Raw genomic sequence first — 23,132 nt, forward strand, 5'->3', positions numbered from 1 at the left:
CTTCCTCCTGTTTCGCGCCCAATAACACTGACGATTTCTTCTCGATGTTCTTTTAAGTAGTCGGCTGCTTTGTGCAACACTTCTCTTCGCTCTTCCACTGTACATTTTGCCCATTGTTTCTGAGCCGCTTTAGCCTTATCAAAAGCTTCTTCTATTTGTTTAGATGTAGCCAATTGAATCGTTGTAATAAGAGAGTTATCGTAAGGATTAACGATATCATAAGAACGTTCGCTACCTCCCTTAACCCATTGACCATTAATAAAACTTTTGTTTAATTCTTCATAGTTTTGCATGTATCGCACTCCTCATAAAGTGAATTAGGATCATATTTTGAACTAACTACCCCAAAATTTGTAAACGTTTACATTCATCATAACGTTACAGGTTTTACTTTGAAAGAAGGTCGTTCCTGTAGGTGCAACACTCAGAAAAATTATTCATTTTATTATAAGAATCTATAGAAACATACTCATATTCATAGTTGTAATGACTGATTGATCGGGAATAATCGTGCGCGAAGTCACTTTCCAGTCTCCATTGACTTGTTTTATAATGTCATTTCGCTGGCCAAACATTTCCTCTATATCAATCGTTGAGCCTCTACTTCTTTTAAATAAAAAATAACTTCGAACACGATATTCATTGGTTTGATCACCTGGTTCAATCATTACGTTGGAAATAAAATGACGTTGACGTGTTGCTGGATTCTCGACCCAAGCAGATTTTGTATAGAGTCTAAGAACCCTAGTACGTAGAGAGGCCTTCGTTTCTTCATAAAACGCAGAGTCAACTGAGATGTTATCGATATTAACCCCTTCGACCGTTTCACGTAAAGGCATTTTATACTCAATCTCATCCGATAATAAATCCAACCATTCCTTGTACATACGATTATCTAAATAGTAAGCTTCTTGATATAGGAGATTCGTAATCTCTTCTTTTATCTCAAGAGAAACCTTTGATTTCACCTCGTTACTCATTTGCTTTCCTCCTTTACAGAGTTGTTTGCTGTTAGTAAATCTAGCCAATGCTCGTGCATTCTTCTTGATAAAGCATCACAGTATGTGGTTGGATACGCAACACCTGGTCCAGGGAAAGTTTCATCTTGCTTAACATGACTAAATCCCATTAAATAGTTGCTGACATTATTGTAATTTAACTCTTTATCGCGCATCATCGAGGCTCCGCTTACTTCTACAATTCGTGCCCATGTTTCCGTGTCATCTTGCTCAAGCGTTCCTGTTGGACCAAACGAACCAAGATACCCTCTGTATGCATCTGCTTTATATTCTTCTGGAGCAGCCTTGTCAATCATAAACCAACACCAAACTTCTACTTTGTCAGGACCAAGTGGTCGCCAAACTCTAAAATTAAGATAGTTGTGTAAATGTCCTTCCGTTCCATGGATCGGGCTCACAAAAGACAGATTCGGATAAACGCCTCCTACAAAAACGGTAACTCTTTCTAATATATCCGCTTGTTCAAGCGTCAAATTACGCTGAAACATCGGCCACATCGATTGAGGCATTCCTTGGAACTCTGATCTTGAACGACCTGTTTTGGATGTAATCACATTAATTCCATGCGCATTCTTCATCACAACTTGATGGCCATAACCTGCATAAAGAGGGTCTTCTGGACTGATTCCCATCTCAACCGTAGATCTATGGGTCGTTTGGACATGATAAGGGTCCGCTGCAAAGTTCTCCGCTGTTGATTTCCAATTCGCTTTTGCCACCCAGCGTTGCGGTAGGCCTATGACCTCCATTCCACCATCACTTCTTCCTAGCATCATATCAAAATACCATTTCATTTCCCCTAAATAGTCTTCTAAAGTCTCTGCATGAGGATCGAGACAACCAAATATCATGCCACGGTAATTTTCTAATCTAGGAATTTCACGCAAGCCCCACTCGTCTTTACACATTTCCTCTCCATACACTTTGTTACCAGCAACAATCCCAACCAACTTGCCATCTAAGTTATAGCTCCAACCATGATAAGGACATGTAAATGTTTTCTTTTTCCCTCGGTCAGCTGTACATAGTTGAGTCCCGCGGTGCGTACAGGAGTTCAAATACGCTTTGATTTGTTTCTTGCTGTCTTTCACGAGTAAAATGGGGTCATTCACCATCCACCTTGTTACATAGCTGCCCGTCTCCTTTAATTCCGTTTCATGACCTAGAAACTGCCATGTCTTTCCAAATACTTTCTCCTTTTCGAGTTCATAGATATCTGGATCTGTAATCACCCATTGAGGTAGCAACCCTTCTAACATTTTATCCTTTAGTTGTTGAATAAGCTTTTCATCTAACTCTCTCTTGATCATTAAAAGTCCCCTCTCTTTAAACACACATTCTAAAGCGCTTACAATTCATATTGTGAACTAACGGTTTTCATAATGAACTCACAACTTAAACTTAACCAGTTTCTTCCGTTTTGTCAATATTAAATGAAAATTCAAAAATATTTTTATTTCATAAATCTATTGAACGCCGACCATAAAAAAACGAGGTGAAACCTTAATGATTTCACCTCGTTTTAAACGCTTTTTATTCCAAAATTTTAAAGGGTTGATACGGATTGACCCATCTCTATTGAAATGTCTAAAGCCGCTTTTTTGATTTTTTCAATTAGCTGTTCCCGTCTATCTCCCTCCATCTTAAAAGTTGGACCAGAAATACCAATAGAAGCCACAACCTGTTTTTTCCCTTGGAAAATAGGTGCCGCTATCGCCGTATAGCCAATAAAGGTCTCATCTTCATCGACATAAAAACCGTTGTCTCTTATTTTTATTAGCCTCTTCAGAAAAACTTGCTCGTCGGTTTCCGTTTTAGGTGTGAATGACTCAAGGGGAAAATCTTGAAGCAAATTTTGGACAAACTCTTCATCCATATAAGCAAGCAAAACAATCCCAAGTGCCCCGTTATGTATGATTCGCCTCCGCCCCACAAAATTATTTGGCTGAAGTCCTTCATCACTATCAAACCTTAGTACATATTGGATCGTTTCCGATTGAGGTTGAGCCAGAATGACAGAATGACCTGTTTCTTCATACAATTTAAGCATAATCGGTTCAGCCTCTCTGCGGATATCGAGATGTTCTAACACAATTCCTCCATATTCTAGTAACCTCGTCCCAAGCCGATATTGATTTGTTTTTTGATTATATTGTATAAGATAGTTACGCTCTAACGTCCACAGTAAACGGTAAGTTGTTGTTTTAGCTAGTTTTGTTTTTTTCATAATTTCATCAATAGACAGTTCTGTTTTCTCAAAGCTAAAACAATTTAATATCTGAATAGCTCTTTCTAGTGATTGAATTGGTTCTAAATTAAGATCTCTCATCTTTAACCCCAGTTTCTGTATACGATTGATACTAATATTTAACCACCAATCATCTTTATAATCAAATCAAAAAACCTTCTCACTATATCACCCATAATGGAAGTATTAGGTGGCTTATAATAAGGAAGGTTTTATAAAAGAATTCATTAAGCTCGCGTTAGACTTGGTAGGTACGTCACAATTTCTGGGAAAATGATTAATAGAATCGTAAAGAAGATCATGACAATGACCATTGGTGCTACACCCCTAAAAATCTTTTGAATAGGAACATCTTTCACAACACCACTAATGATGTATACACTTAGGCCAAGCGGTGGGGTGAGAACTCCAATGTTTATGACCATGACCAAAATGATCCCAAACCATAAGCCGTCAAACCCTAACTGGGTAACCAGCGGATAAACGATTGGTAAAGTTAATACCATAATCGCAATACCTTCCATAAACATTCCTAAAATTAAATAAATGAATAAAATTAAAGCCAAGACCACAAATGGCGAAACATCAAGCGAGCCAACAAAAGAGGTTAGTTTCATAGGAATCTGACTTAATGCTAAAAATCGACCAAAGATACTTGCCCCAATTAAAATTAAAAAGATCATAACAGACAAACGAATCGTATCATCTAAGGAAGACAATAATTTTTCCCATGTTAATTTTCGAGTAATTAACGTGACGAGAAAAGCTCCTATTGCTCCAATTCCTCCAGCTTCTGTTGGTGTAAAAATACCTAAGTAAATCCCACCAATACTAACCATAAAAATAAGCATAAACGGCCAAATCGTCCCTAATGAACGAATTTTTTCATTAAATTTGGCTGATTCTAGCGATCTTGGTGCAATATCTGGTTTTAAGCGAACTTGTATATTAATCGTAATCATAAAAACAAGTGCTAACAAAATACCTGGAATAATACCGGCTATTAATAAAGGACCTATTGGTTCCTGCGTTAACGCACCGTACAAAATTAAAATCACACTAGGAGGAATCAAAATACCTAAAGTTCCACCAGCAGCTACAGCCGCCGTTGACAATGACGATTTATAACGATAATTATTCATTTCAGGGATCGCAATTCTGGCCATCGTTGCTGTTGTGGCATTGGTTGAGCCTGAAATTGCTGCAAAAATAGAACTCGCCCCAATGGTAGCAATCGCTAAACCACCTCGTGTATGTCCTAACCATTTATCGACTGCCTTAAAAAGGTCCTGACCTAACCCTGTATTAGACATAAACATTCCCATTAATATAAATAACGGAATGACACTTAAACTATAGGCATTAGCCGTACCAAAAGCAGCTGTTCCTAACTGAGCTAAACCAACGCTCCAATCAGTCAATAATGAGACACCAAGAAACCCCACTAAAAACAACGAGAGCCCTACGGATACATTTAAAAGAATAAGCACTAATAATAAAGCAATGCCCAATCCTCCAACTAATTCAGGACTCATTTTTCCGCACCACCTTCATTACTGAATTCCACATCGTAAGCACGATAGTTAGTGCATAAAAAAGGACACCGATCGCTGCTACAATCGCAAAAATATTCATCGGTATACCAAGGTCTCCACTCGTTTGATTACCAAATCTCCTTGAGTATTCAAACAATTGCCAAGAAGTTAAGCTAAGGAGCACTAACATAATAAGCGATGTGATAACATTAAGAGTACTTTCAAGCTTAACAGGTAGTTTACTAGTTAGAAAATCAATAGAAATGTGCTCTTTTTTCAATTGTGTCTTACCTAAACTGAGAAAGATGACAATGACCATCGCCAACCCGGTCAATTCATAAGTTCCTGTTATAGGTTTATAAAAGAAATACCTACCTATAACATCACTTGTTGTTAGAAACATCATTAAGAAGAGAACAAGCATGGAAACTCTATGCGTCACATTATTAAGAGAATGGACAAATGCCTCAATTTTATTTGTTTTATTTTCTGAAGAAGTAGAGTTGTTGGGATCCAGAGATCCCGACAACTCCTTTTCTACTTCCTTTGCATTAGAGCTCATTTTTATCACCCCAGAAGGATTATCATTGGTCTTAATTTTCTTGCATTAATTTAAGTGCTTCATCTAAGATCGTTTGACCGTCAATCCCTTTAGATTCCATACTTGCAAGCCATTCGTCTGTCACACCTTGAGCTGCTTCTCTAAAGCGTTGTAATTCTGTTTCATCAAGTTCGATAAATTCAATTCCTGCTTCTTGTGCTTTGTTCAAAGCTTGCTCTCTTTGATAATCAAAAGCTTCACCAGAAGTTCTCGCCATTGGCTCTCCTATCATTTCTTCAATAATTGCTTGATCTTCTGCTGGAACCTTACTCCAACTGTTTTTGTTCATCGTGACATAGAATAGAGCTGTATTGAAATTACCAATCGTTACGTAATCAACAACATCATATAGATTAAAATCAGCTAGTGCGGCTACTGGAAGCACCCCTCCATCAATAACTCCCCGTTGCATCGAATCGTAGATCTCTGGTGCAGGCATCGAAACTGGTGTTGCTCCCCAAGATTCAATCATTTTTCCGCCCTCAACTGAAGGAGTTCTTAATCGTAAGCCTTTTAAATCTTCTAAACTAGTGACCTGTTTGCCACTTGTGATAATGGCATATGGGTCAGCAGCATGAACCCAGAACAATTTTACATCATCGTATTCAGCTTGAATCTCTGGGAACGTATCATGTAACTTTTGCGCAATGACACTTAATTTAGCTGCATCGCCTTCTGCTAAAAATGGCAATTGCATGACAGAATGAACTTCCCATTTCCCAGCGTTATACCCTTGTAGCCCCCAACCTGCATCCATAATACCTGTAACAATATTATCAAACGTTTCAGCAGGAGATCCTAATGCTCCACCTGGGTAGATCTGAAAATTAATTCGACCATCTGTTGCTTCAGCCACTTCCTCACTAAAAGGTCTCATTGACATCGAATCTTGAACATGATCTTGTGAATTCATATGACCCATGCTAAATGTGACAGCTTCTTCTGCGGACGGAGTAGATTCTGTTTGTTCAGGTGTTTCTGAACTACCTTCCTCTTCATTCATATTTGTTGAAGTAGAACCACTGCACGCTGATAAAAACAATAAAAACAAAATAACTAAACCAATAAATGGAAATTTTAAAGTAAACCCTTTCATAATTTAATTCCCCCTAAATTTTTTTATGAACAAAAAGAAAACGAGACACTTCATTAAGCGCTTACATACCTCCTTTTAGAAAAAAAATCTCGTGGGTGTCTGATTAAATTTGAATTTTCATTAATTTCTAATCCGATTGTAATATGGGTTTATTATCAAAACAACTGATCTGTGCCGTTATATGCAACACAATATTTTTTTTGTGAAATAAAAGAACTTATCTATGGAGGTTACTCATCCGAAGAACTGTCCAAGTTTATCGCAATGTTTCGTTCTCCTTATCTGATTCAATCCCTCAAAGCGAACTCATTCAGTAATTCATAAACTTCATGTAGGAAATAGTCCATTTATCTAGAATTTATAAAGTATATATAGTAGCTAATTTAGATGGAGGAAAAAACATGATAAGAAAAGTTTCACTAATTGGACTAGGAGGAATAGGAGCTGCTTATGCAAGCAGGTTGCATAAAATGGATCCAACCTGCCTACAAGTTATAGCAAATGAAGAAAGAATTCATCGTTATCAAGAACATGGGGTCACGGTGAATGGGGAGCGTTACGATTTTAATTATAAGACGCCTTTTGATGAAACGGAACCTGCCGATCTTCTTCTGATCTCAGTCAAATATGACGGACTTGATCAAGCTTTAGAGGGCGTTCAAAATCACGTTGGTCAAAATACCATCATCATGTCTTTAATGAACGGCATTGCCAGTGAAGACATAATTGCTGAGCAATTTGGCAGTGATCAGATTTTGCATGCTATGTGCGTCGCGATTGATGCCCTTCGAACGGGGACATCAATCACGTTTACAAACATTGGTAGAATCTGTTTTGGAGACACAAAAAACGCTACCGTATCCCAAAAAATCGACAGCGTCAAAGAACTATTTGATCGGGCATCCGTACCATATGAAGTTCCGGAAGACATTCTCCATTCAATGTGGTGGAAATTTATGATTAATGTTGGAGTCAATCAAACGTCTGCGATATTGAATGCACCTTATAAAGTGTTTCAGCAAATACCAGAATCGAGGGAATTAATGAGTTCAGCTATGAAAGAAGTTGTTCATTTAGCGCAAAAAAAGGGGATTCAGTTGTCTAAAGGTGATTTAAACAAATTCGAAAAAATTTTGTTAGAAGACTTGTCTCCCGAAGGAAAAACGTCAATGCTTCAAGACATCGAAGCAGGTCGAAAAACAGAAGTCGATTATTTAGCTGGAACCGTAAGTAAATTAGGCCAAGAACTCCAAGTTCCCACACCTATTAATGACATGTTTTATCAAATTATTAAAGTGATAGAAAAGAAGAATATCCACTTTTCTTAATAGACGAGTTTCCAATAAAAAGACAAAAGACCAAATTAAATTAGGTTTGCTCTTTCATGTATGTAGCAAACTCTGAGTACGTGGGCGGTATCTGTTCCATTATAATGAAGATAACCGTTATTTTTAAGTGCCTTCCGGATATAGGTTCCTCTCTTTTCTGATACAGTTGCCTTTCCTCACCCATTTACATGAATAGCTGCATAGTATCCGGTCACCGGCGATGACCTTGATTTTCAACGAAAATAAGAGATCTGATGTCCGCGACAGACTTTATTTACTAAACAGCCCTTCTTGCTTCTTTAGCTTATTATATAAGTCTTCTAATGTTCCGTAATCATCTATCAAAAAGCTCGGTTCTCCTCGATCAATAACATGTCCCTCCACTAAAAAGGTCTTCATCCCTATTGAGCTTGCAACCATATCCTCTTGTTTATCGTTTCCGATCATCATGCATTCTTCTGGCGTTACACTTAAACGGTTTGATATTTCTTGATAGTATTCTTGATGTGGCTTTGTGAAGGCCATGTTCTCATAGACAGTGACTAACTCAAATGGAAGTTCATCTATTTCAGCCCATGTCAGGCGGTGGTAAATCGCTGACTTGGGAAACAGAGGATTTGTTGCCACAGCTACTTTATAACCTTGTTTGATCGCTTCCTCGACTACTTGTTTAGCCAATTTAGTCGGCTTCGTTAAATGAGAAAAGGTCGGGAAGATGGATTCATAAAAATCATCTAACACGGGCCAGATTTCTTCTTTTTGTAATGACGTCAAAGGTAAAAAGGTCTCTTCAAACACTTGTTCATTCGTTTTGGTAGACTCTCTATTTTTTATCATTGCTGCTGTACCAGTCAGAAGTGCTTTTACAAATTCATTAGGGTCCATGAGAGATTCCATTCTTTTTGCAAGCTCTGCTATGTAATGTTTAATAAATTGATCAGTATCCATCGGAAGCAACGTTCCGTCTAGATCAAATAATAGTGCTTTTGCCAACATAATCGCCTCTCATTTCCAAGATGTAGTGTAACCAAATTATACCATAAGTTTATAAATAACGTTTAACATTAACCTCGTTCAAATGATACTCCCACGAGTTCATATATTAACATCTTTTCAACTTGTAAAGAGAAAACAATCTAAAGATTTAGTGAAGTGGGGAACGACACCGAAAAAATGAGGTTGAAAAATAGAGGAGTAGAGGATTAATAACGCTAAATTCTATCAATAACGAATTTTTCTACATTTTGGGCCGTTTGGATACAAGAGATCTATCAATTTCACCTTCAAAATGAATGATATTATAGAGGGGACGAAACTTTATGCGTCAAAAAATTTTTTATGCGTCACCATTACATCCTAATTACGAATTATATTGTTTTAAAAAAATTTAAAAAATTCCCCCAACACTTTCCCCTTCTCAGACGTTATCTTTATGAAAGTGATAATAAAAGGTAAAGTGAGTGATTCAAGTGGAAGCGATTGATTTGTATGAGAGGTTCAAAAATGACCTTTTGCGGTTTGCCCGTTCAATCGCAAGACATGAACAAGAAGCAAACGATCTCGTACAAGATGCTGTTATAAAGTCGTTAAAAGAGGTCAGCCTCCTTCAATTACCAGAGCATAAACAACGAGCGTGGTTTTTTCGAGTGATGAAAAATCAAATGATTGACGAACGCAGAAAAGAAAACCGTCAGACCACATGGGAAGATGAGTTGGATTTTCCAGTGGAAGCAATCGCATCCACACATCTAGAAATGGCCGAACTCATGTCTCATTTACCAGAAGAGTTAAGCAATCTCGTCTTTAAGCGTTACTGGTTAGGATTTAACAGTCAAGAGATTGCGAAACAACAAGGCATCCCAGCTTCAACCGTACGCTACAAACGATTAAGAACAAAATTTGAGGAGGATTTAACATGAAACAAAAAATTGGAAATGTTGGGTTATTAGATTTACGAAACGCTACTACTGAAAGTATTAAAGGAATCGAACGGATTAACAACGTCGGACTCGTTTTTTACAAAAAAGGCAATGCTCATTTGCTTTCTTCATTGAACATCGGCAACATTGGAAAAAGCTTGGAGATCCCAGACGATCACCAATTTATTAACGGATCCCTTTCTATTGATGAGGCTTTTCTCATTTCTTTACAAGAACCTAAAAAATATTTTGTGAATGGGGCTGTTATCATTGCTCCAGATGTATCAGAAGAAAAAATCAAAAAGAACCTTCTCACCTTTCAAGTTAACGGGGCAATTTATTGTCCCACATCACTTTCTGGCATCGTAAGAGATCTCGTTACTGGCTCTATGGGAGAGGTTGTCACCTATGATGAGGCCTTACCTCGTTTTGAGTTAGGAGAATTCACTTTAACAAATGCTTTCCTACAAGCAATAGAACAACCACTTCATTTAGTCGTTGCCGGTGTTCTGCGTCTCTCAGCTGATTTAAATATGAATTTATTTAATGAAAGACTAAGTAAACTTGAAGTAAAAGGGGTTGTTTCCCTACACGAAGAACAAGAACCTTCCTTCCACAAAAAAATCTCTTCCTTATTAGGTTGTGTCCTTCAAGTGACACCAGCAGGTTTTCAGTCATTTAAAAAGCAACTACGCTTAAATGGCCGTTCCATTAAACGATTTAAACAAGCAAAAATTCATACAAAAAAACCAATTCTTCTTGAAAAAGATATTACAAGAGAAGCATTTACTAAGGCAATTGATCAAATTCATACGAAGTCGATCATCATTTGCCACGAAGATCTTGAAGATCTAGTCTATGAGCGCTGCAATGTGTTAGATACAGAAGTAATCACCTATGCTCAGGAATTTGTGTTCGTTGAAGGCGAACAAGTTTGGTCAGAGGATCAGATTCTAGCATTTGATTCCCCCATTACGTTAATAGTTGATGGAACCCTTACCTTTGAATCTGGAGTAAAAGGAGAAAGCCTGAAACAAAAAATGGCAGACATCCATCTATTTGGTCAAATCAATGTAGCTGAGAAAAAACTAGCTGGGACACTACAAAGTTTCATTGGAATCAATCATGGCGAAATTAAAGAAGAAAGTTTAAAAGAAGAAGCCACCTACCTTGCAAATATAGGAGAACTCTCCCTCTAAGGTAGAAAGGAGTGAATCAAAATGTTTCATTGGAATGATATTTATATGACTAGCTGCAATAAACAACGTATGACAGAGCTTCAAAGTGATGTCACCAAACAGAAACGACGAGTTTTCGCTAAACGGAAAGAATTAAACATTAAGAAAGAACGGGTTTAGTTAACATAAAGTGGGACTTGGCATCTTTAATTTATAAGATGCCAAGTCCCATTTTTAGTGAATAATCACTAGAGCCTACACTCCAACCTCTTCATTCTCCCAAAACCGACTAAACCGCACGTAAGCAAGTGGCTTCCCTAAACGCAACAAATTATCGGCAAAATCAATAATCGTACAATACTCCGTTCCCCCAAACTTTGGACCACGTAATCCCCTTCCAACAATTTGCTCGTACAAAACCACACTCGTTGTCGGGCGACAAATGACGATATACTCTGTTTTCGGAGCATCAAAACCAGTCGTCAACACTCCATAGTTAAATAGAAATTCAAGATCCCCTCTTTTAAAGGCATCAATATACATCCGGCGTGTTGCCTTTGGTGTATTTGATGAGATCATAGCGGACTTGCGGCCAATGGCATTCATCGCCTGAGAAAGAAATTCTGCATGTTCAATCGTACAGGCATAAACTAGTGTTTGCGCTCGATTTGGAATTTCAGTTAAACGCTTAATAATTTGATAGTTTCGATGCTCATCTTCAGCTAAAACTCGTAACAGCTCCGCATTAATTAAATCCTCATCTGCATCCACACTTTGTTCGTCGACTTCAAATCCTCGTCCCGAATCGTAAACAATGTGCTTGGGTTTTGCTAAATAACCTTGTTGCCTAAAGTATAAAAGAGGGTTCCTCACAAACTCTGGGTCATCTGAAATGTGCGGCTGAAGCAAGTAGGCTTGGAATTTATCAACTAGTTTCGTTGTTTCACCGTCACTTCTACCCGGCGTTGCCGTTAATCCACAGATCGGAAATAGACTCGGTCCACAAATATCATGAGCTTTTTCTAAAAGTTGGTTGTACATCGGTGCGACCGCATGATGAGCCTCATCAATAATCATTGCTCCACAGTTCCTAAGAATTTCTTCTAAGACAGGATCATTGTTTTTGACTCTTGAATAGAGCTGTTGAATACTCGCAATCACCGCACCACCAATTAGTTGTTCTTCTCCTATGTTCTTCCCTGCAAAATAACGGTAGATACGTAGAGATTCAGGATATTCTTTTTCCTGCCACATGTCAGAAATACAAGAGATCGCTTGTTCACACAATTCTTCACTTTGGGCAATCCAAATTAAGTACTTCCCTTGCGAAAAACCAGCATGCATCCACTCTATGTAGCTTTCAACAGCCACTCTCGTTTTTCCTCCACCTGTTGGTAGAGTGACCACACATCTCGTGTGTTCTCCTTCTGAACTTAAAACCCTTAGCATCTCTTCTTTTAACCCTTGTTGAAAATCAGCAAGGGGGGGCACAACTTTCCTCGCTTCAATATCTACGACCGCATCTGTAGCTGCAGGTTTCGGTACTGAAATTCCTGAAAAGACCATTGGAAAACCTAATGTTCTCACAAAATCACGTGGCCAAACTCCTCCCATCATCCACTTTTTTGTCACTAATGGTGTCAGCATATAAGTAGGTGAAGTAATCACTTTATTCGTTGCTGGATTTCGTTCATATAAGTTCGTTAACTCAGATTTCGATAATTGCCGTAAGAGATGTTTTCTCAGCTCTCTTACCGCATCATCACTCCCTGCAAAAAGATAGGCTCCTTTTTCCATGATTAACATTTTTGTCAACTCCGTTGGATCAATCCTTTTCTTTCCAAGTGAAGTAAGGAGGGTATTTAATCTATTAAAATTCGTATGACCAAACATAGTTTTAATGATTTTCTCTGGTACTTTATATTGATTACACAATAAATCTAGACATCGTTGTACATCGCTCTCTGTTGGGAATGCGTTCATTGTTATGATTCCTCCTGGTGCTAAAGCCGTTCGCAAATTTTCACATCCTATTATTTTAAGGTTTTATGCGAGAATTTGCACGCAAAGCCTTTAATGAAATAATTAACAATGCATGATCTGAAAGCTCATGTAGTCCATATGCCTTTAAACTTTTCAAAATTATTATCGTGAAGAAACATTTTGTTATCGGGATCACACGATTTATTACCCTAATCTCCTATTTTATTATACCATTCACTTGATCTCTCATAACAAAAAGCCTCCCTTTAAAATACTAGAAGACTTCACGTGTGACTAATCAAACGACGGCTTTGTTAATGGGCATTGTGCAGCTTGAGGAGCGAGCTCTGGTGCATACATACTTAATTTCGCAATAAAGTAGCAGCTTTCTGGAAAATGATGTTCTAAAAAGCGTAATGTGGTGCGTGTTAACAGCTCTATTCCCATATACATTCGAACAACGTTAATAATAAAGTTATACATATCAATCGTCACTTGCCCAACTTCTCTGGAAAAGCGTTGCTGTCTTTGAATGCCAGGTGGTGAGAAGCGCAAAAAACCTTTCATTTGCTCATTTTGCACAATAAATGCTTGAAATTGTTGGATGTACAGATCGGTTTGTGCGGTAATTTTTAGTTCAACTGGATCCAATATGTTTCTGAGCAAAACCGCGTGCCCTAACTGATCCTCTAACCATAAATCAAGAAGGTCAACTAATGGAAGTGGGGGAAAGTTTTGGCCTTTCATATAGAAAGATAGAATTCTCAAATATTCCTCGTTTTCACTTAATGTACCGTTTAAGTACGTTGGGCTTAAATTTAAGTTAACTACATTTTGCATTCGTAAACTTTGCATTTGACCTTCGAAACGATAATACCCTTCAGCTACCGGAAAGACTTCTTTGGCAAATTCAACCATCACTTGAGTTTGGACGTCTTCTCCTCTGTCTAACCCTCTTAGCTTTTCTCTTAGATACGTAAAGGATTCAATGTACTGTTGGGCGATGTTGATATACTGTTGTTCCGTCGCAGCCAAATGATCTCTTACAAAATAAGCGTGATCCTGCAAAATTTCCAGCCAAAATGCATGTTCTTCCCAAGGACTAATTTCATAAGTCTCCCTCACTTAAACATTCTCCTCTCCATTCGTACGAAAATATGCTCTTAAATCATATGTTGGCGTTTAACCATTCATTCATTTTTCCTTTCTACTACTTTCACTCATAATTTCCTCTTTTATCAATTCAACAAGACCTCACTTTACTGAGCCTACCCACTTGTTGACAACAAAAAAACCTCCTAATCTAAAGGAGGTTTGGCTAAATGTAGTAAATTTATTAAAGCTTAGTCACTTTAACCTAATTCTAAGTTTCCCTCAACGGCTCGCTTTTGAACGATGATTAACCGGACTAAAAAGCCAATTGCTGCACAAGTCAACCCTAGTATAATCCCAATCCAAAATCCAAATGGACCAAGCGGAGTATAAGCAGCCATTATATAGCCTGAGGGAATCCCCACCATCCAATAAGAAATAAAAGCGGTTATAAAAGGAATTTTCACATCTTTATATCCCCTTAAAACCCCTTGCAAACCAGATTGGGCAGCGTCTGAAATCTGGTAAAAAATAGCAATGATAAAGAATTGTCCTGCTAGTAAAACCACCTGGCGATCCTGCGTATAAAGATAGGCAATCGGTTCTCTAAGTACATAAAGAAAGACAGAACCAATAATTAATATTCCTATTCCCCCTAGTACACCAAGAAGACTATATTGTCTAGCTGCTTTAAATTTCTTTCCGCCCACCGAAAAACCAACTACAATCGTTAAAGCCATAGAAATGCTTAACGGGATCATAAAAATTAACGACGTGAAGCTGAGTGCCACTTGATGTGCAGCAATCGTAACCGTTGTGAACATCATACCTATTAACAATGTAACAACCGCAAAAATACTCGCCTCAAAGAAAATGGAAAGTCCAATTGGAATGCCTATTGAAAGCTGTTCTTTCCACGCTTTCCACGAAGGCACTGCCCATTTGATAAATATTTGATATTTTCGAATCGCTTCTACTTTAAACGTCATCCAAATGCTAAACAGAAGAATAATCCAATATGTGATTGCCGTTGCGTATCCAGCTCCAATTCCACCGAGTGCCGGCAAACCAAATTTCCCGAAAATAAAACCATAATTCAAAAGAACATTAAAGGGAACGGCTAAAACCGTAATAATCATCGTAATTCTCGTGTACCCTTGTGCATCAAAGAAATAGCGAAGAACATTAGCAGCGAACAAAGGAATAATTCCAAGCGCAAGTCCAATTAAATAATGAAAAGCTATATGATAAACGTCTGGATTTAAGTTCATTATCGTTAGAATAGGTTCAAGGACAAAAATTCCAGCAATGACGACAACAATAGCCAACACGACTGACAAATAAAGCCCTTGAATAACTGAACCTGAAATTCTATCTCGTCGGCCACTTCCAATTAAATGAGCAACTATAGGGGTTACCGCAAGTAAAATACCATTTATTCCAGAGAAAACGGGCATCCACAAGCTCGAACCAATTGCTACTCCTGCCAAATCATTCGTCCCCACTCGGCCAGACATCATTGTATCTACTAGGTTCATTGCATAAAAGCTAACTTGAGTTACCATAATTGGCCATAAAATGGTTAAAAACAATCCTAATTTTTCTTTCCATGTTTCCACATGATACATGTTTCTTCCCCCGTTATGTATGATCGTAGTAGTCGATTCTATTTTAAACTATAGGGTCTATGTAAATTGAATTTATCATAACAGTTTATTTTATATTCAACTGTTCGTTGACTCTGAACACAAAAGGCTCCTGACTTTTCGAGTCAAAGGAGCAACCTCTATTGTACACCTCATATTATAAATTGTCTCTGCTTTTGCTCTGAGATCCAAATTTTCACAACAAAAGAACATAAGAAAACGACTAACGTCATTCCCTTATGTTATAATTACAATGCTTATATGGAATCAATCGTTGTTTTCTCCTGCGATTGAATTTGTTTGATTTCTGAGTTTACTTTTGCCAATGACTGATGAAGGTGTCTGTTCGTTTCCCCCGATACGGCTTTTAGCTGAATTAATTCAGTGTATAGGTCTAAGTGCATCTTCTCTTGATCTCTATGTTGTAAAACTAATGTCGCAGTTCTTTCAATTAGCTCCTCGACCTGCAGCTGAATTGACTTTTGTTCTTCTTCATTTTCCTTCACCTTCTTAAGTAAATCCCCATGATCAATTTCTTGCAATCCAACTTGTTGAATTAATTCATCATGTCTTTCCTTCTGCTCCAATTGCTCACTTTCTACCTTTTGAAAATGAAACTCTTGTTCTTGCAGGAAAGTGCTATGTTGCTTGATTTCGGCATAGAGGTCCTTTTTCGCTGTTTCCAATTGAAGGACTTGATCTGCTAATTTATTTTTTGATTGGTATAGGTCTTCAAACTGTTTTTGTAGGACACGTTTCTCTTCTTCATATTTAGTTACTTTCATGACTAACTCTTCTTGTATTTCACTTTTTTCCTTCACGGTTTCTTTTAGTTCTTCATAGATCTGATCAAGCTTTTTTGTATATCCTTGCTGCTCATTCAGCTTGTTTGCGAGCGTTTTATGGACGTCTCCATGTTCTCTGATCGTTTGTTGTAGTTCACCAAAACGAGAATTGATCTCAACCATTCTACTGTTTCTATAAAAGAATGGTTGATTAACATGGTCGGTTTGCTTCTCCACAAACACTTTCGGCTCACCATTGTTCCTTGCGTCATATTCTATGCCCATTAGAATCACGCCCTCCTATTCATGTTATCATTAGCTTATGAAAGACTAGGCATGTGCGTGCATGAACAATATGACTTTTACCAACGTTTTAGGTAAATAAAAAACGACCTCCTATCCAAATCGGATAAGAGGTCGCTAAACTATCGACTCTTCGTTCATGAAATTCGTTAATCCCTTTCTTACACATTGATGGATGTATTTACTTTCCTTATCCCCCGTGTATCATCTGATACACTTCGCTAACGCTACGTCATTGGAATCAGTCCTTTCATGGTGTTCATTTATGGTGATGCACCCGCTGAGAAGAACCGCTTCATTTCCTTAACTCCTTTCTTTTGATTTGAATCAATTAGGCTTTTGCCTATCCTTATGATAGTAAATAATTTAATTTATGTAAATATTCAGATTAGTCTGTTTTTGTTTGGTTTTATTGTTTATTCTCTGTTTTTCTCAAGTAATCTACGTATATCTAACTATTTTACTTTATACAATTGCTACATATTTTTTAGGAAAATAGAGGAAACCTCTATCTTGTTTGAAGAAATATATTTTTAATTAAGGCGAAAGCCCATTCTCGAGCAAAGCAAGACATTCGCCCAAACGATTTATTTCTATTTTCATACGGTATGGATGTAGTCAGTTAAAAAGGAGGAGTTCTTCATGAGTCATGGTATCGGGAATAGCTTTGCGTTAATTGTTGTCCTTTTCATTTTATTGGTGATTGTAGGCTCTGCTTACGTACTATAATTTTGAATAGCTTCTTATCAGAAAAAGGCTTGAGGTTCGCTCCTCAAGCCTTTTTAATAGTTTCATCTAAATCTTTTCGTTCATACTAACGTTTTTATTATTTTCCCCAAGCGTTTAATCCCCTCTTGTATGTCTTCAATAGTAGCAAATGCATAAGACAGACGTATATACTGATTGGATGACTGTGCGTAAATATTACCCGGATTTATTAGAATCCCCTCTGATAGTGCCTTTTCAAATAGATGCTTGTTTTTTAATGGAGGATATATTTTTACCCATATAAAAAAACCGCCCATAGGTACATCCCAAGTTGCTAATCCTGTAAGGTTTTTCGTTAGCGCCTTCAGCGCAACCTCTCTGCGAATTTTGAGCTGTTCCCTGACTAGTATAAGATGCTGCTCATATAACCCACTAGCTAACCATTCCAATGCCACCTTTTGAGATAATGAACTTGAACCGTAATCTGTTTGCATTTTTAAATCAGCTAACCTTTCAATAACCGATTCTGGACCTACCATCCACCCGATTCGCAAGCCTGGACTTAACGTTTTTGATAGACTACCAAGATATAAAACATTCCCATATTTATCACTCTTTTTTAAGGGGGCAGGTGGGGGCGTGTCCATCCATAAATCACCGTACACATCGTCTTCAATAATCGGTATTTGTTCTTTCTCACAAATCTTCATTAACTCTTGGCGTCTTTGTTCACTCATTAAAATACCAGTTGGATTATGAAACGTTGGAATCGTGTATAATACGGCACTTTCTTTTATAGTCTTTAATTCTGTGATCTCTTTTGGGATTAATCCTTCCTGATCGATCGATAACCCTTGAAACTTCATTTCCGCCGATTGAAACACAGACAAGGAATATAGATACGAAGGCTTCTCAAGAAATATAGTGGACCCTTTGCGTAAAAGACCAATAGAAATGAGTTGTAATGCCTGTAGTGCGCCAGATACAACTAACACAGATGACGGTGAAGTATAAATACCTTTCTTTTCTAAATAACTACAAATCGCTTTTCTTAATTCAATACTCCCTTTTGGCTCTTCATAACTAAGTGATGAAATCTGATCCGTCACTTTCCCCATTATTCGCTTCATGTCCTTTAATGGAAAAAGTTCAGGCGACAACTCACTTTTACCTAGTTGAATGTAGTGTTTCTTTGCCTCGGCTTCATTAATATCCTTTACCATTTTCATACTCGCTTTGTGCAGTCCAAGTGTGACATTTTCAGCCCAATTAATTGGCTTCGTTACACTCATAAGCGTCCATGTATTGTTCGCAATAAGTGTCCCTTTCCCTATTTTAGTCTCTAGCAGTCCATCTGCGATTAATTCCTCTAATGCAGTGACGACGGTGCTTCGATTTACCTTAAACAGATTTGCTAATTCTCTCTGACTAGGAATCTTCGTTCCGATCGACCATTCTCCTCTTGTAATTTTCTCTGTTATGTATTTGATAATTTGATTATATTTTGTTTTACGCATTCGGACTAGTCTCCTGATAAAGTGGTTGGTTTTTATTTCCCTAACTGGTTGAGGACATTGTATCAATTCAGGAATATAATTGAAACCACTTAAACTATAAGAAGGAAACTGGTTGGTCTTTTATCGATCAGGGCTTTAAAAGGAGTGATCACATTGAATACAAAAGCTTTTATATTGGCATTTATGACCATCCTTATCTGGGGTTCGACTTTTGCTGCTATTCGGGCAAGTCTACAAGGCGGTTACGAAGCGGGTCATTTAGTACTAGTTCGTTACCTCATTGCATCCGGGTTATTCCTCCTTTATGCCTTTTGGCCAAAGGTTAAGTTCCGATTGCCTCAAAAAGGAGACTTGCTTCGGATCATCATCCTTGGCTGGGTTGGGATAAGTGTCTATCATATCGGAGTAACTTTCGGTGTACAGACGATTACAGCAGGCACAGCAGGAATGCTTATAGGCGCAGCCCCCATCTTCACTGCCATCATTGCCATTGTAGTATTAAAGGAGCGATTAACCTTACTTGGCTGGATCGGTCTTGGCGTTGGATTTTTAGGAATTATTTTTATTACTATGGGGTCAGCAGGCCCAACCTTTACTCTTTCTTCAGGAGCTCTTTTAGTGTTAATGTCCGCCATCGCCACATCAGCCTTTTTTGTTTTCCAAAAACAACTTTTAACTCGATATAGTCCAATTGAATTGACTGCTTATTTTACGTGGGCGGGCACACTTCCGTTTTTCTTTTTTTCACCAGGGTTATTAACCTCCATTCAACATGCGACATTTGAGGCCCACTTATCTGCCCTTTATGTAGGCATTTTTCCGGCTGCGATCGCGTATGTCACTTGGGCAATTGCTCTCTCTTTAGGAAAAGCAAGTTCGGTTACGAGTATGATGTATCTTGAACCAGCTATTGCCATTTTTGTGGCTTGGCTTTGGCTAGACGAATGGCCGACGACCCTTTCATTCATTGGAGGGATTATTGCCCTTTCGGGAGTGATGATTGTGAATGTGCTAGGTAGAAAGCGCCGAGTCATCGTGAAAAAAGCCACGTGATAGAGGTACTGAAAAAGGTTGCTTTCCTTTTTCAGTAGCCTATTTTAGTTTTCATTTTTCTACCGGACACAAGTCCCAATATTTCTTTTAAGTTTTTCGATACTTGTAATAGCTACTTGTATCTCCTAAACCTCTAACATTCACTTCAACCTTACTCTAAAAGATCCCTATCTTTGTTACTTAAATTTACAAATTGTTTAAATTTATTGATTTTTCTCTAAATGAGTTATATCCTACTATATATGTAAGGGTTTTCAAAATAGTTTATTTTAAAGGAGGACGAACATGAATACACCTAAAAACAGATGGTTCATCGCTTTATCCGCTATTGCGATTCACCTCTCAATCGGGGCGGCCTACGCATATAGCGTCTATACCTATCCAATTAGCCAAGCTATGGGTTGGTCCGCAACAGAAGTAACCATTGCCTTCACCATTATGATGGCACTTGCAGGATCATCTGCTGCCTTATTTGGTAAGTTCGTCGAGCGTAACGGACCGAGAAAATCAGCCATGCTGGCAGCCGTATTATTTGGAATCGGTCAGGCTGGATCTGGTGTTGCCATTGCCATTGGCTCATTACCACTTTTCTTACTTACATATGGAGTAGCAAGCGGGCTTGGTCTAGGTATTGGTTATATATCACCCGTTTCAACCCTTGTTAAATGGTTCCCTGACAGAAGAGGCTTAGCAACTGGAATGGCTGTACTCGGATTTGGTACAGGAGCTTTAATAACGGCTCCGATTGCCGCTTATTTGATGGGTACAATCGGCATTTCAAATACGTTCTATCTTTTAGGAAGCTGTTATTTTATTCTCATGATTCTTGGAGCCTCTTATATTGCTCCTCCTGTAGAGGGTTGGATGCCAGCTGCAATGAAGAAAGATATTGCCTCCGGAAAGAAAATCGTAAAAAAGGACTTACAGCAATTAACTTCTAAAGAAGCGGTGAAAACGAAGCGTTTTTGGATGCTTTGGACGATGATGCTCATCAATACAACAGCTGGGATCATGATGATTTCCGTCGCTTCTCCAATGGCTCAAGAAGTCGTCGGTTTATCAGCTGCTGCCGCTGCTACATTGGTCGGAATTATGGGGATCTTTAATGGTGGAGGAAGACTTGGTTGGGCAGCGGTTTCCGATTATATTGGGCGCCCTACCGTGTTCGTCATTTTCTTCTCGATTCAAATTGTAGCGTTTTTAACACTTCCTTTTATAACAAGCGTTATTTTGTTTCAAATTCTTATCCTGCTCGTCGTGAGTTGCTATGGAGGCGGATTTTCAAACCTTCCCGCTTTCGTCGGAGACTTATTCGGAACAAAACAGCTTGGAGCCATTCACGGCTACCTCCTAACGACATGGTCTTTAGGTGGCGTATTCGGTCCAATGATCGTTTCTCAAATTAGAGAGAGAACCGATAGCTACATCCCTGTTTTCTACGTATTCTTTGCTTTAATTCTTATTGCATTCATTGTGTCAATAATGATGAAGCTAGATATTAAAAAGAGTGAGAAAGCTCTGCGAGAAAAACAAGAACATGCTGTTTCTTAATAGGGAGTGAAGACTAACTAGTCGGTCTGAAATGATATAATCGAAAAGGCAAGGAACTCCTTGCCTTTTTCTTTCTTATCCTTTAATCCCTTCTAGCCAATCACTATAACAATCAGGGCAAAGCGGTTTATCTACATGTTCATTTTGGTGAATAAACAACCCATGATGATATTTATCTTCAAACGTTTCTTCACAATAAAAACACTGCTCATCCATTCTCGTTTCCCCCTAATTGATAAGCTTGTTTATATCTTGGCCAATCAGCTTAAAAATACAAGGTGCATTTCATGTTAGTTTTGAGAAATAGTACCATCAGTGATTTCACATGATAAGCTATAAATTTTTCTTTTTTTAACAAACTAACAACACATTATCTTTCCTGCAATTCGACTAATACATGTTCCACAATCATTTCATTTAAAAGGTTTGCCAACGTTTCCTTAACCATTTCTTTAATAGACTGTTCCATATACTACTTTCGAGCTCCTTGAATGCTACTAATGTATTGTTAATGAGTTCTGTGTATTGATCTTTTCGTAAACACGCCCTTTTTAATGTTGCGCATAAAGTTTCTCCCCGATTCATCATATTGGATAACCCCTTTAAAATTAGTAAAATCATTTGCTGAAAATCTCTCAATAAAGTCCAAAATTCGAAACGCATGGTTCCAGCACTATGGTAATCGATTTTTTAAGCTAAGCTTTTAGAGGCTGAAAACATCTTCCTTTCAGATAAATTGGGAGCAGGGCTTTCTTTCACCACCTTTTGTTATGGCGTTGGTCTAACAATCACGTTCTTCTATAAGTAACCACTTCTCCAAAAGCATTTCCAAAGATCTATATTTCAACATGGCGCCTTAGTCTAAAAATAAACCACTGTTTTTTAAGTTTGTTTCAGCAAGGTGACAAACGCCTTCACATGCCGAATGAGTCGCTTCTCGTTCTTACAAACTCGCATACCGATTCCACCACCAGCTGTACTAAAAAAAGGATAAACTTCATTTGGTTCGACTAGCGCTTCCTCTAGCTCAGAAATCAAACTCTTTTCTGGTAGCAAAGGGACACTCACTTTAATTTGTAAGTAATTTAGCAGTATGTTTCATATCAAATATTTTCATTTTTTTTGCTTAGATGTCGGCCCTATAAACACTCTTCCGTTGTCACCACATGCACGTGGACGTGCAATCCTAATCTCCTCTGCCCCTGTTTCCAAACATTTTAAGTATTAAATCAGTCTCTGCCGGACCTTCTTTTATTAAGTAGCTTATCGGCATAATCAACATGAAGACTATCTTGATCGGCTTCTGATTAAAATCATCATTTTTTAATTGACCTACTTTTTAGGTCACTAGTTTTTTGAATAAAAATACCATATAGGGAAAAAATGACTTAAGAACCTCAAAGAATCTAATGGACGTACTAGAATGTTTTAAGGGGGTTAAAATGTGAAACAAATTGTTCACTATCTTCCAGATTGGGAAGTTTATATGCAAGCTTTTTTCGTATTTTTTGTACCTTATGTTATTTGGAAATTATTCAACCATATTCCTGTAGCTGAGGAAAAAAAATGA

General features: G+C 37.9%; 23 protein-coding genes. 8 read left to right on the top strand and 15 right to left on the bottom strand.

Translation table 11 applies throughout. From position 1 onward, the window contains the following. From PQ474_RS20175 to PQ474_RS20205, 7 genes are all read right to left on the bottom strand, one after another. A partial coding sequence (locus PQ474_RS20175; RefSeq protein WP_273847214.1) for an aldehyde dehydrogenase family protein occupies positions 1-293 on the bottom strand: 293 nt, incomplete at its 3' end. A 162-nt stretch (positions 294-455) separates the two neighbouring features. After that, positions 456-980 carry a 3-phenylpropionate/cinnamic acid dioxygenase subunit beta gene (locus tag PQ474_RS20180; RefSeq protein ID WP_273847215.1) on the bottom strand — a complete coding sequence of 175 codons (525 nt, stop codon included), beginning with the start codon at positions 978-980 and terminating at the stop codon, positions 456-458. Beyond that, entirely contained in the window at positions 977-2,329 is a 1,353-nt protein-coding gene (locus PQ474_RS20185; protein ID WP_273847217.1) for an aromatic ring-hydroxylating oxygenase subunit alpha, read from the bottom strand. The genes PQ474_RS20180 and PQ474_RS20185 overlap by 4 nt, the downstream gene beginning before the upstream one ends. 236 nt (positions 2,330-2,565) lie before the next feature. Beyond that, on the bottom strand, positions 2,566-3,348 hold the full coding sequence (locus tag PQ474_RS20190; protein ID WP_273847218.1) for an IclR family transcriptional regulator: 783 nt from the start codon (positions 3,346-3,348) through the stop codon (positions 2,566-2,568). A gap of 146 nt (positions 3,349-3,494) precedes the next feature. Further along, positions 3,495-4,802, bottom strand: coding sequence for a TRAP transporter large permease (locus tag PQ474_RS20195; RefSeq protein ID WP_273847220.1), 1,308 nt, complete (start codon positions 4,800-4,802; stop codon positions 3,495-3,497). Next, on the bottom strand, positions 4,792-5,364 hold the full coding sequence (locus tag PQ474_RS20200; RefSeq protein WP_273847221.1) for a TRAP transporter small permease: 573 nt from the start codon (positions 5,362-5,364) through the stop codon (positions 4,792-4,794). Before PQ474_RS20200 ends, PQ474_RS20195 begins: the two co-directional genes overlap by 11 nt. A gap of 31 nt (positions 5,365-5,395) precedes the next feature. Next, positions 5,396-6,499, bottom strand: coding sequence for a TRAP transporter substrate-binding protein (locus PQ474_RS20205; RefSeq protein ID WP_273847223.1), 1,104 nt, complete (start codon positions 6,497-6,499; stop codon positions 5,396-5,398). A 401-nt stretch (positions 6,500-6,900) separates the two neighbouring features. Between PQ474_RS20205 and PQ474_RS20210 the strand changes: the two genes are divergently transcribed. Then, positions 6,901-7,827 (top strand): ketopantoate reductase family protein, encoded by a 927-nt coding sequence (locus PQ474_RS20210; RefSeq protein WP_273847225.1) that lies wholly within the window; start codon positions 6,901-6,903, stop codon positions 7,825-7,827. Between the two features lie 270 nt (positions 7,828-8,097). Here PQ474_RS20210 and PQ474_RS20215 read toward each other — a convergent pair whose 3' ends face one another. After that, positions 8,098-8,823: an HAD family hydrolase gene (locus PQ474_RS20215; RefSeq protein WP_273847227.1), complete on the bottom strand. Its 726-nt coding sequence runs from the start codon at positions 8,821-8,823 to the stop codon at positions 8,098-8,100. Positions 8,824-9,287: 464 nt separating this feature from the next. Between PQ474_RS20215 and PQ474_RS20220 the strand changes: the two genes are divergently transcribed. The 3 genes from PQ474_RS20220 to PQ474_RS20230 are packed head-to-tail and all read left to right on the top strand — an operon-like array spanning position 9,288 to position 11,104. After that, positions 9,288-9,746: an RNA polymerase sigma factor gene (locus tag PQ474_RS20220; RefSeq protein ID WP_273847229.1), complete on the top strand. Its 459-nt coding sequence runs from the start codon at positions 9,288-9,290 to the stop codon at positions 9,744-9,746. Beyond that, the gene (locus PQ474_RS20225) at positions 9,743-10,945 is read left to right on the top strand and encodes a hypothetical protein (protein ID WP_273847231.1); all 1,203 of its coding nucleotides are present in this window, start codon (positions 9,743-9,745) and stop codon (positions 10,943-10,945) included. The genes PQ474_RS20220 and PQ474_RS20225 overlap by 4 nt, the downstream gene beginning before the upstream one ends. A 21-nt stretch (positions 10,946-10,966) precedes the next feature. After that, complete coding sequence (locus PQ474_RS20230) at positions 10,967-11,104, top strand: hypothetical protein (protein ID WP_273847233.1); 138 nt, start codon at positions 10,967-10,969, stop codon at positions 11,102-11,104. Between the two features lie 75 nt (positions 11,105-11,179). On the opposite strand, the gene PQ474_RS20235 is transcribed toward PQ474_RS20230, so the two are convergent. From PQ474_RS20235 to PQ474_RS20250, 4 genes are all read right to left on the bottom strand, one after another. Next, positions 11,180-12,907 (bottom strand): DEAD/DEAH box helicase, encoded by a 1,728-nt coding sequence (locus PQ474_RS20235; RefSeq protein WP_273847234.1) that lies wholly within the window; start codon positions 12,905-12,907, stop codon positions 11,180-11,182. A 294-nt stretch (positions 12,908-13,201) separates the two neighbouring features. Further along, a complete protein-coding gene (locus PQ474_RS20240; protein ID WP_273847236.1) occupies positions 13,202-14,032 on the bottom strand; it encodes a DUF2935 domain-containing protein in 831 nt (276 codons plus the stop codon). Positions 14,033-14,259: 227 nt separating this feature from the next. Further along, entirely contained in the window at positions 14,260-15,627 is a 1,368-nt protein-coding gene (locus PQ474_RS20245) for an MATE family efflux transporter (protein WP_273847237.1), read from the bottom strand. Positions 15,628-15,902: 275 nt separating this feature from the next. After that, positions 15,903-16,715, bottom strand: coding sequence for a hypothetical protein (locus tag PQ474_RS20250; protein ID WP_273847239.1), 813 nt, complete (start codon positions 16,713-16,715; stop codon positions 15,903-15,905). A gap of 660 nt (positions 16,716-17,375) precedes the next feature. Between PQ474_RS20250 and PQ474_RS20255 the strand changes: the two genes are divergently transcribed. Then, positions 17,376-17,462: a YjcZ family sporulation protein gene (locus PQ474_RS20255; protein ID WP_273847287.1), complete on the top strand. Its 87-nt coding sequence runs from the start codon at positions 17,376-17,378 to the stop codon at positions 17,460-17,462. An 80-nt stretch (positions 17,463-17,542) separates the two neighbouring features. On the opposite strand, the gene pdxR is transcribed toward PQ474_RS20255, so the two are convergent. Next, positions 17,543-18,958: a MocR-like pyridoxine biosynthesis transcription factor PdxR gene (pdxR, locus tag PQ474_RS20260; protein ID WP_273847241.1), complete on the bottom strand. Its 1,416-nt coding sequence runs from the start codon at positions 18,956-18,958 to the stop codon at positions 17,543-17,545. A 153-nt stretch (positions 18,959-19,111) separates the two neighbouring features. Between pdxR and PQ474_RS20265 the strand changes: the two genes are divergently transcribed. Continuing rightward, positions 19,112-20,011: a DMT family transporter gene (locus PQ474_RS20265; protein WP_273847243.1), complete on the top strand. Its 900-nt coding sequence runs from the start codon at positions 19,112-19,114 to the stop codon at positions 20,009-20,011. Positions 20,012-20,296: 285 nt separating this feature from the next. Beyond that, positions 20,297-21,562: an L-lactate MFS transporter gene (locus PQ474_RS20270; RefSeq protein WP_273847245.1), complete on the top strand. Its 1,266-nt coding sequence runs from the start codon at positions 20,297-20,299 to the stop codon at positions 21,560-21,562. Between the two features lie 75 nt (positions 21,563-21,637). On the opposite strand, the gene PQ474_RS20275 is transcribed toward PQ474_RS20270, so the two are convergent. After that, positions 21,638-21,778 carry a hypothetical protein gene (locus PQ474_RS20275; RefSeq protein ID WP_273847248.1) on the bottom strand — a complete coding sequence of 47 codons (141 nt, stop codon included), beginning with the start codon at positions 21,776-21,778 and terminating at the stop codon, positions 21,638-21,640. A 666-nt stretch (positions 21,779-22,444) separates the two neighbouring features. Beyond that, positions 22,445-22,618 carry a hypothetical protein gene (locus PQ474_RS20280; RefSeq protein WP_273847250.1) on the bottom strand — a complete coding sequence of 58 codons (174 nt, stop codon included), beginning with the start codon at positions 22,616-22,618 and terminating at the stop codon, positions 22,445-22,447. Positions 22,619-23,006: 388 nt separating this feature from the next. Here PQ474_RS20280 and PQ474_RS20285 point away from each other — a divergent pair, with 388 nt between their 5' ends. Further along, positions 23,007-23,132, top strand: a complete 126-nt coding sequence (locus PQ474_RS20285) for a hypothetical protein (protein WP_273847252.1) — start codon at positions 23,007-23,009, stop codon at positions 23,130-23,132.

The organism is Halalkalibacter alkalisediminis (genome assembly GCF_028610705.1).
In the GTDB taxonomy this organism is placed as follows: Bacteria; Bacillota; Bacilli; order Bacillales; family Bacillaceae_D; genus Halalkalibacter; species Halalkalibacter alkalisediminis.

Excerpts from the sequence above, each read along its gene's own strand:
- PQ474_RS20180 (WP_273847215.1), bottom strand. The coding sequence starts at position 980 with ATGAGTAACGAGGTGAAATCAAAGGTTTCTCTTGAGATAAAAGAAGAG.
- PQ474_RS20185 (WP_273847217.1), bottom strand. The coding sequence starts at position 2,329 with ATGATCAAGAGAGAGTTAGATGAAAAGCTTATTCAACAACTAAAGGAT.
- PQ474_RS20190 (WP_273847218.1), bottom strand. The coding sequence starts at position 3,348 with ATGAGAGATCTTAATTTAGAACCAATTCAATCACTAGAAAGAGCTATT.
- PQ474_RS20195 (WP_273847220.1), bottom strand. The coding sequence starts at position 4,802 with ATGAGTCCTGAATTAGTTGGAGGATTGGGCATTGCTTTATTATTAGTG.
- PQ474_RS20200 (WP_273847221.1), bottom strand. The coding sequence starts at position 5,364 with ATGAGCTCTAATGCAAAGGAAGTAGAAAAGGAGTTGTCGGGATCTCTG.
- PQ474_RS20205 (WP_273847223.1), bottom strand. The coding sequence starts at position 6,499 with ATGAAAGGGTTTACTTTAAAATTTCCATTTATTGGTTTAGTTATTTTG.
- PQ474_RS20210 (WP_273847225.1), top strand. The coding sequence starts at position 6,901 with ATGATAAGAAAAGTTTCACTAATTGGACTAGGAGGAATAGGAGCTGCT.
- PQ474_RS20215 (WP_273847227.1), bottom strand. The coding sequence starts at position 8,823 with ATGTTGGCAAAAGCACTATTATTTGATCTAGACGGAACGTTGCTTCCG.
- PQ474_RS20225 (WP_273847231.1), top strand. The coding sequence starts at position 9,743 with ATGAAACAAAAAATTGGAAATGTTGGGTTATTAGATTTACGAAACGCT.
- PQ474_RS20230 (WP_273847233.1), top strand. The coding sequence starts at position 10,967 with ATGTTTCATTGGAATGATATTTATATGACTAGCTGCAATAAACAACGT.
- PQ474_RS20235 (WP_273847234.1), bottom strand. The coding sequence starts at position 12,907 with ATGAACGCATTCCCAACAGAGAGCGATGTACAACGATGTCTAGATTTA.
- PQ474_RS20245 (WP_273847237.1), bottom strand. The coding sequence starts at position 15,627 with ATGTATCATGTGGAAACATGGAAAGAAAAATTAGGATTGTTTTTAACC.
- PQ474_RS20250 (WP_273847239.1), bottom strand. The coding sequence starts at position 16,715 with ATGGGCATAGAATATGACGCAAGGAACAATGGTGAGCCGAAAGTGTTT.
- PQ474_RS20255 (WP_273847287.1), top strand. The coding sequence starts at position 17,376 with ATGAGTCATGGTATCGGGAATAGCTTTGCGTTAATTGTTGTCCTTTTC.
- pdxR (WP_273847241.1), bottom strand. The coding sequence starts at position 18,958 with ATGCGTAAAACAAAATATAATCAAATTATCAAATACATAACAGAGAAA.
- PQ474_RS20270 (WP_273847245.1), top strand. The coding sequence starts at position 20,297 with ATGAATACACCTAAAAACAGATGGTTCATCGCTTTATCCGCTATTGCG.
- PQ474_RS20275 (WP_273847248.1), bottom strand. The coding sequence starts at position 21,778 with ATGGATGAGCAGTGTTTTTATTGTGAAGAAACGTTTGAAGATAAATAT.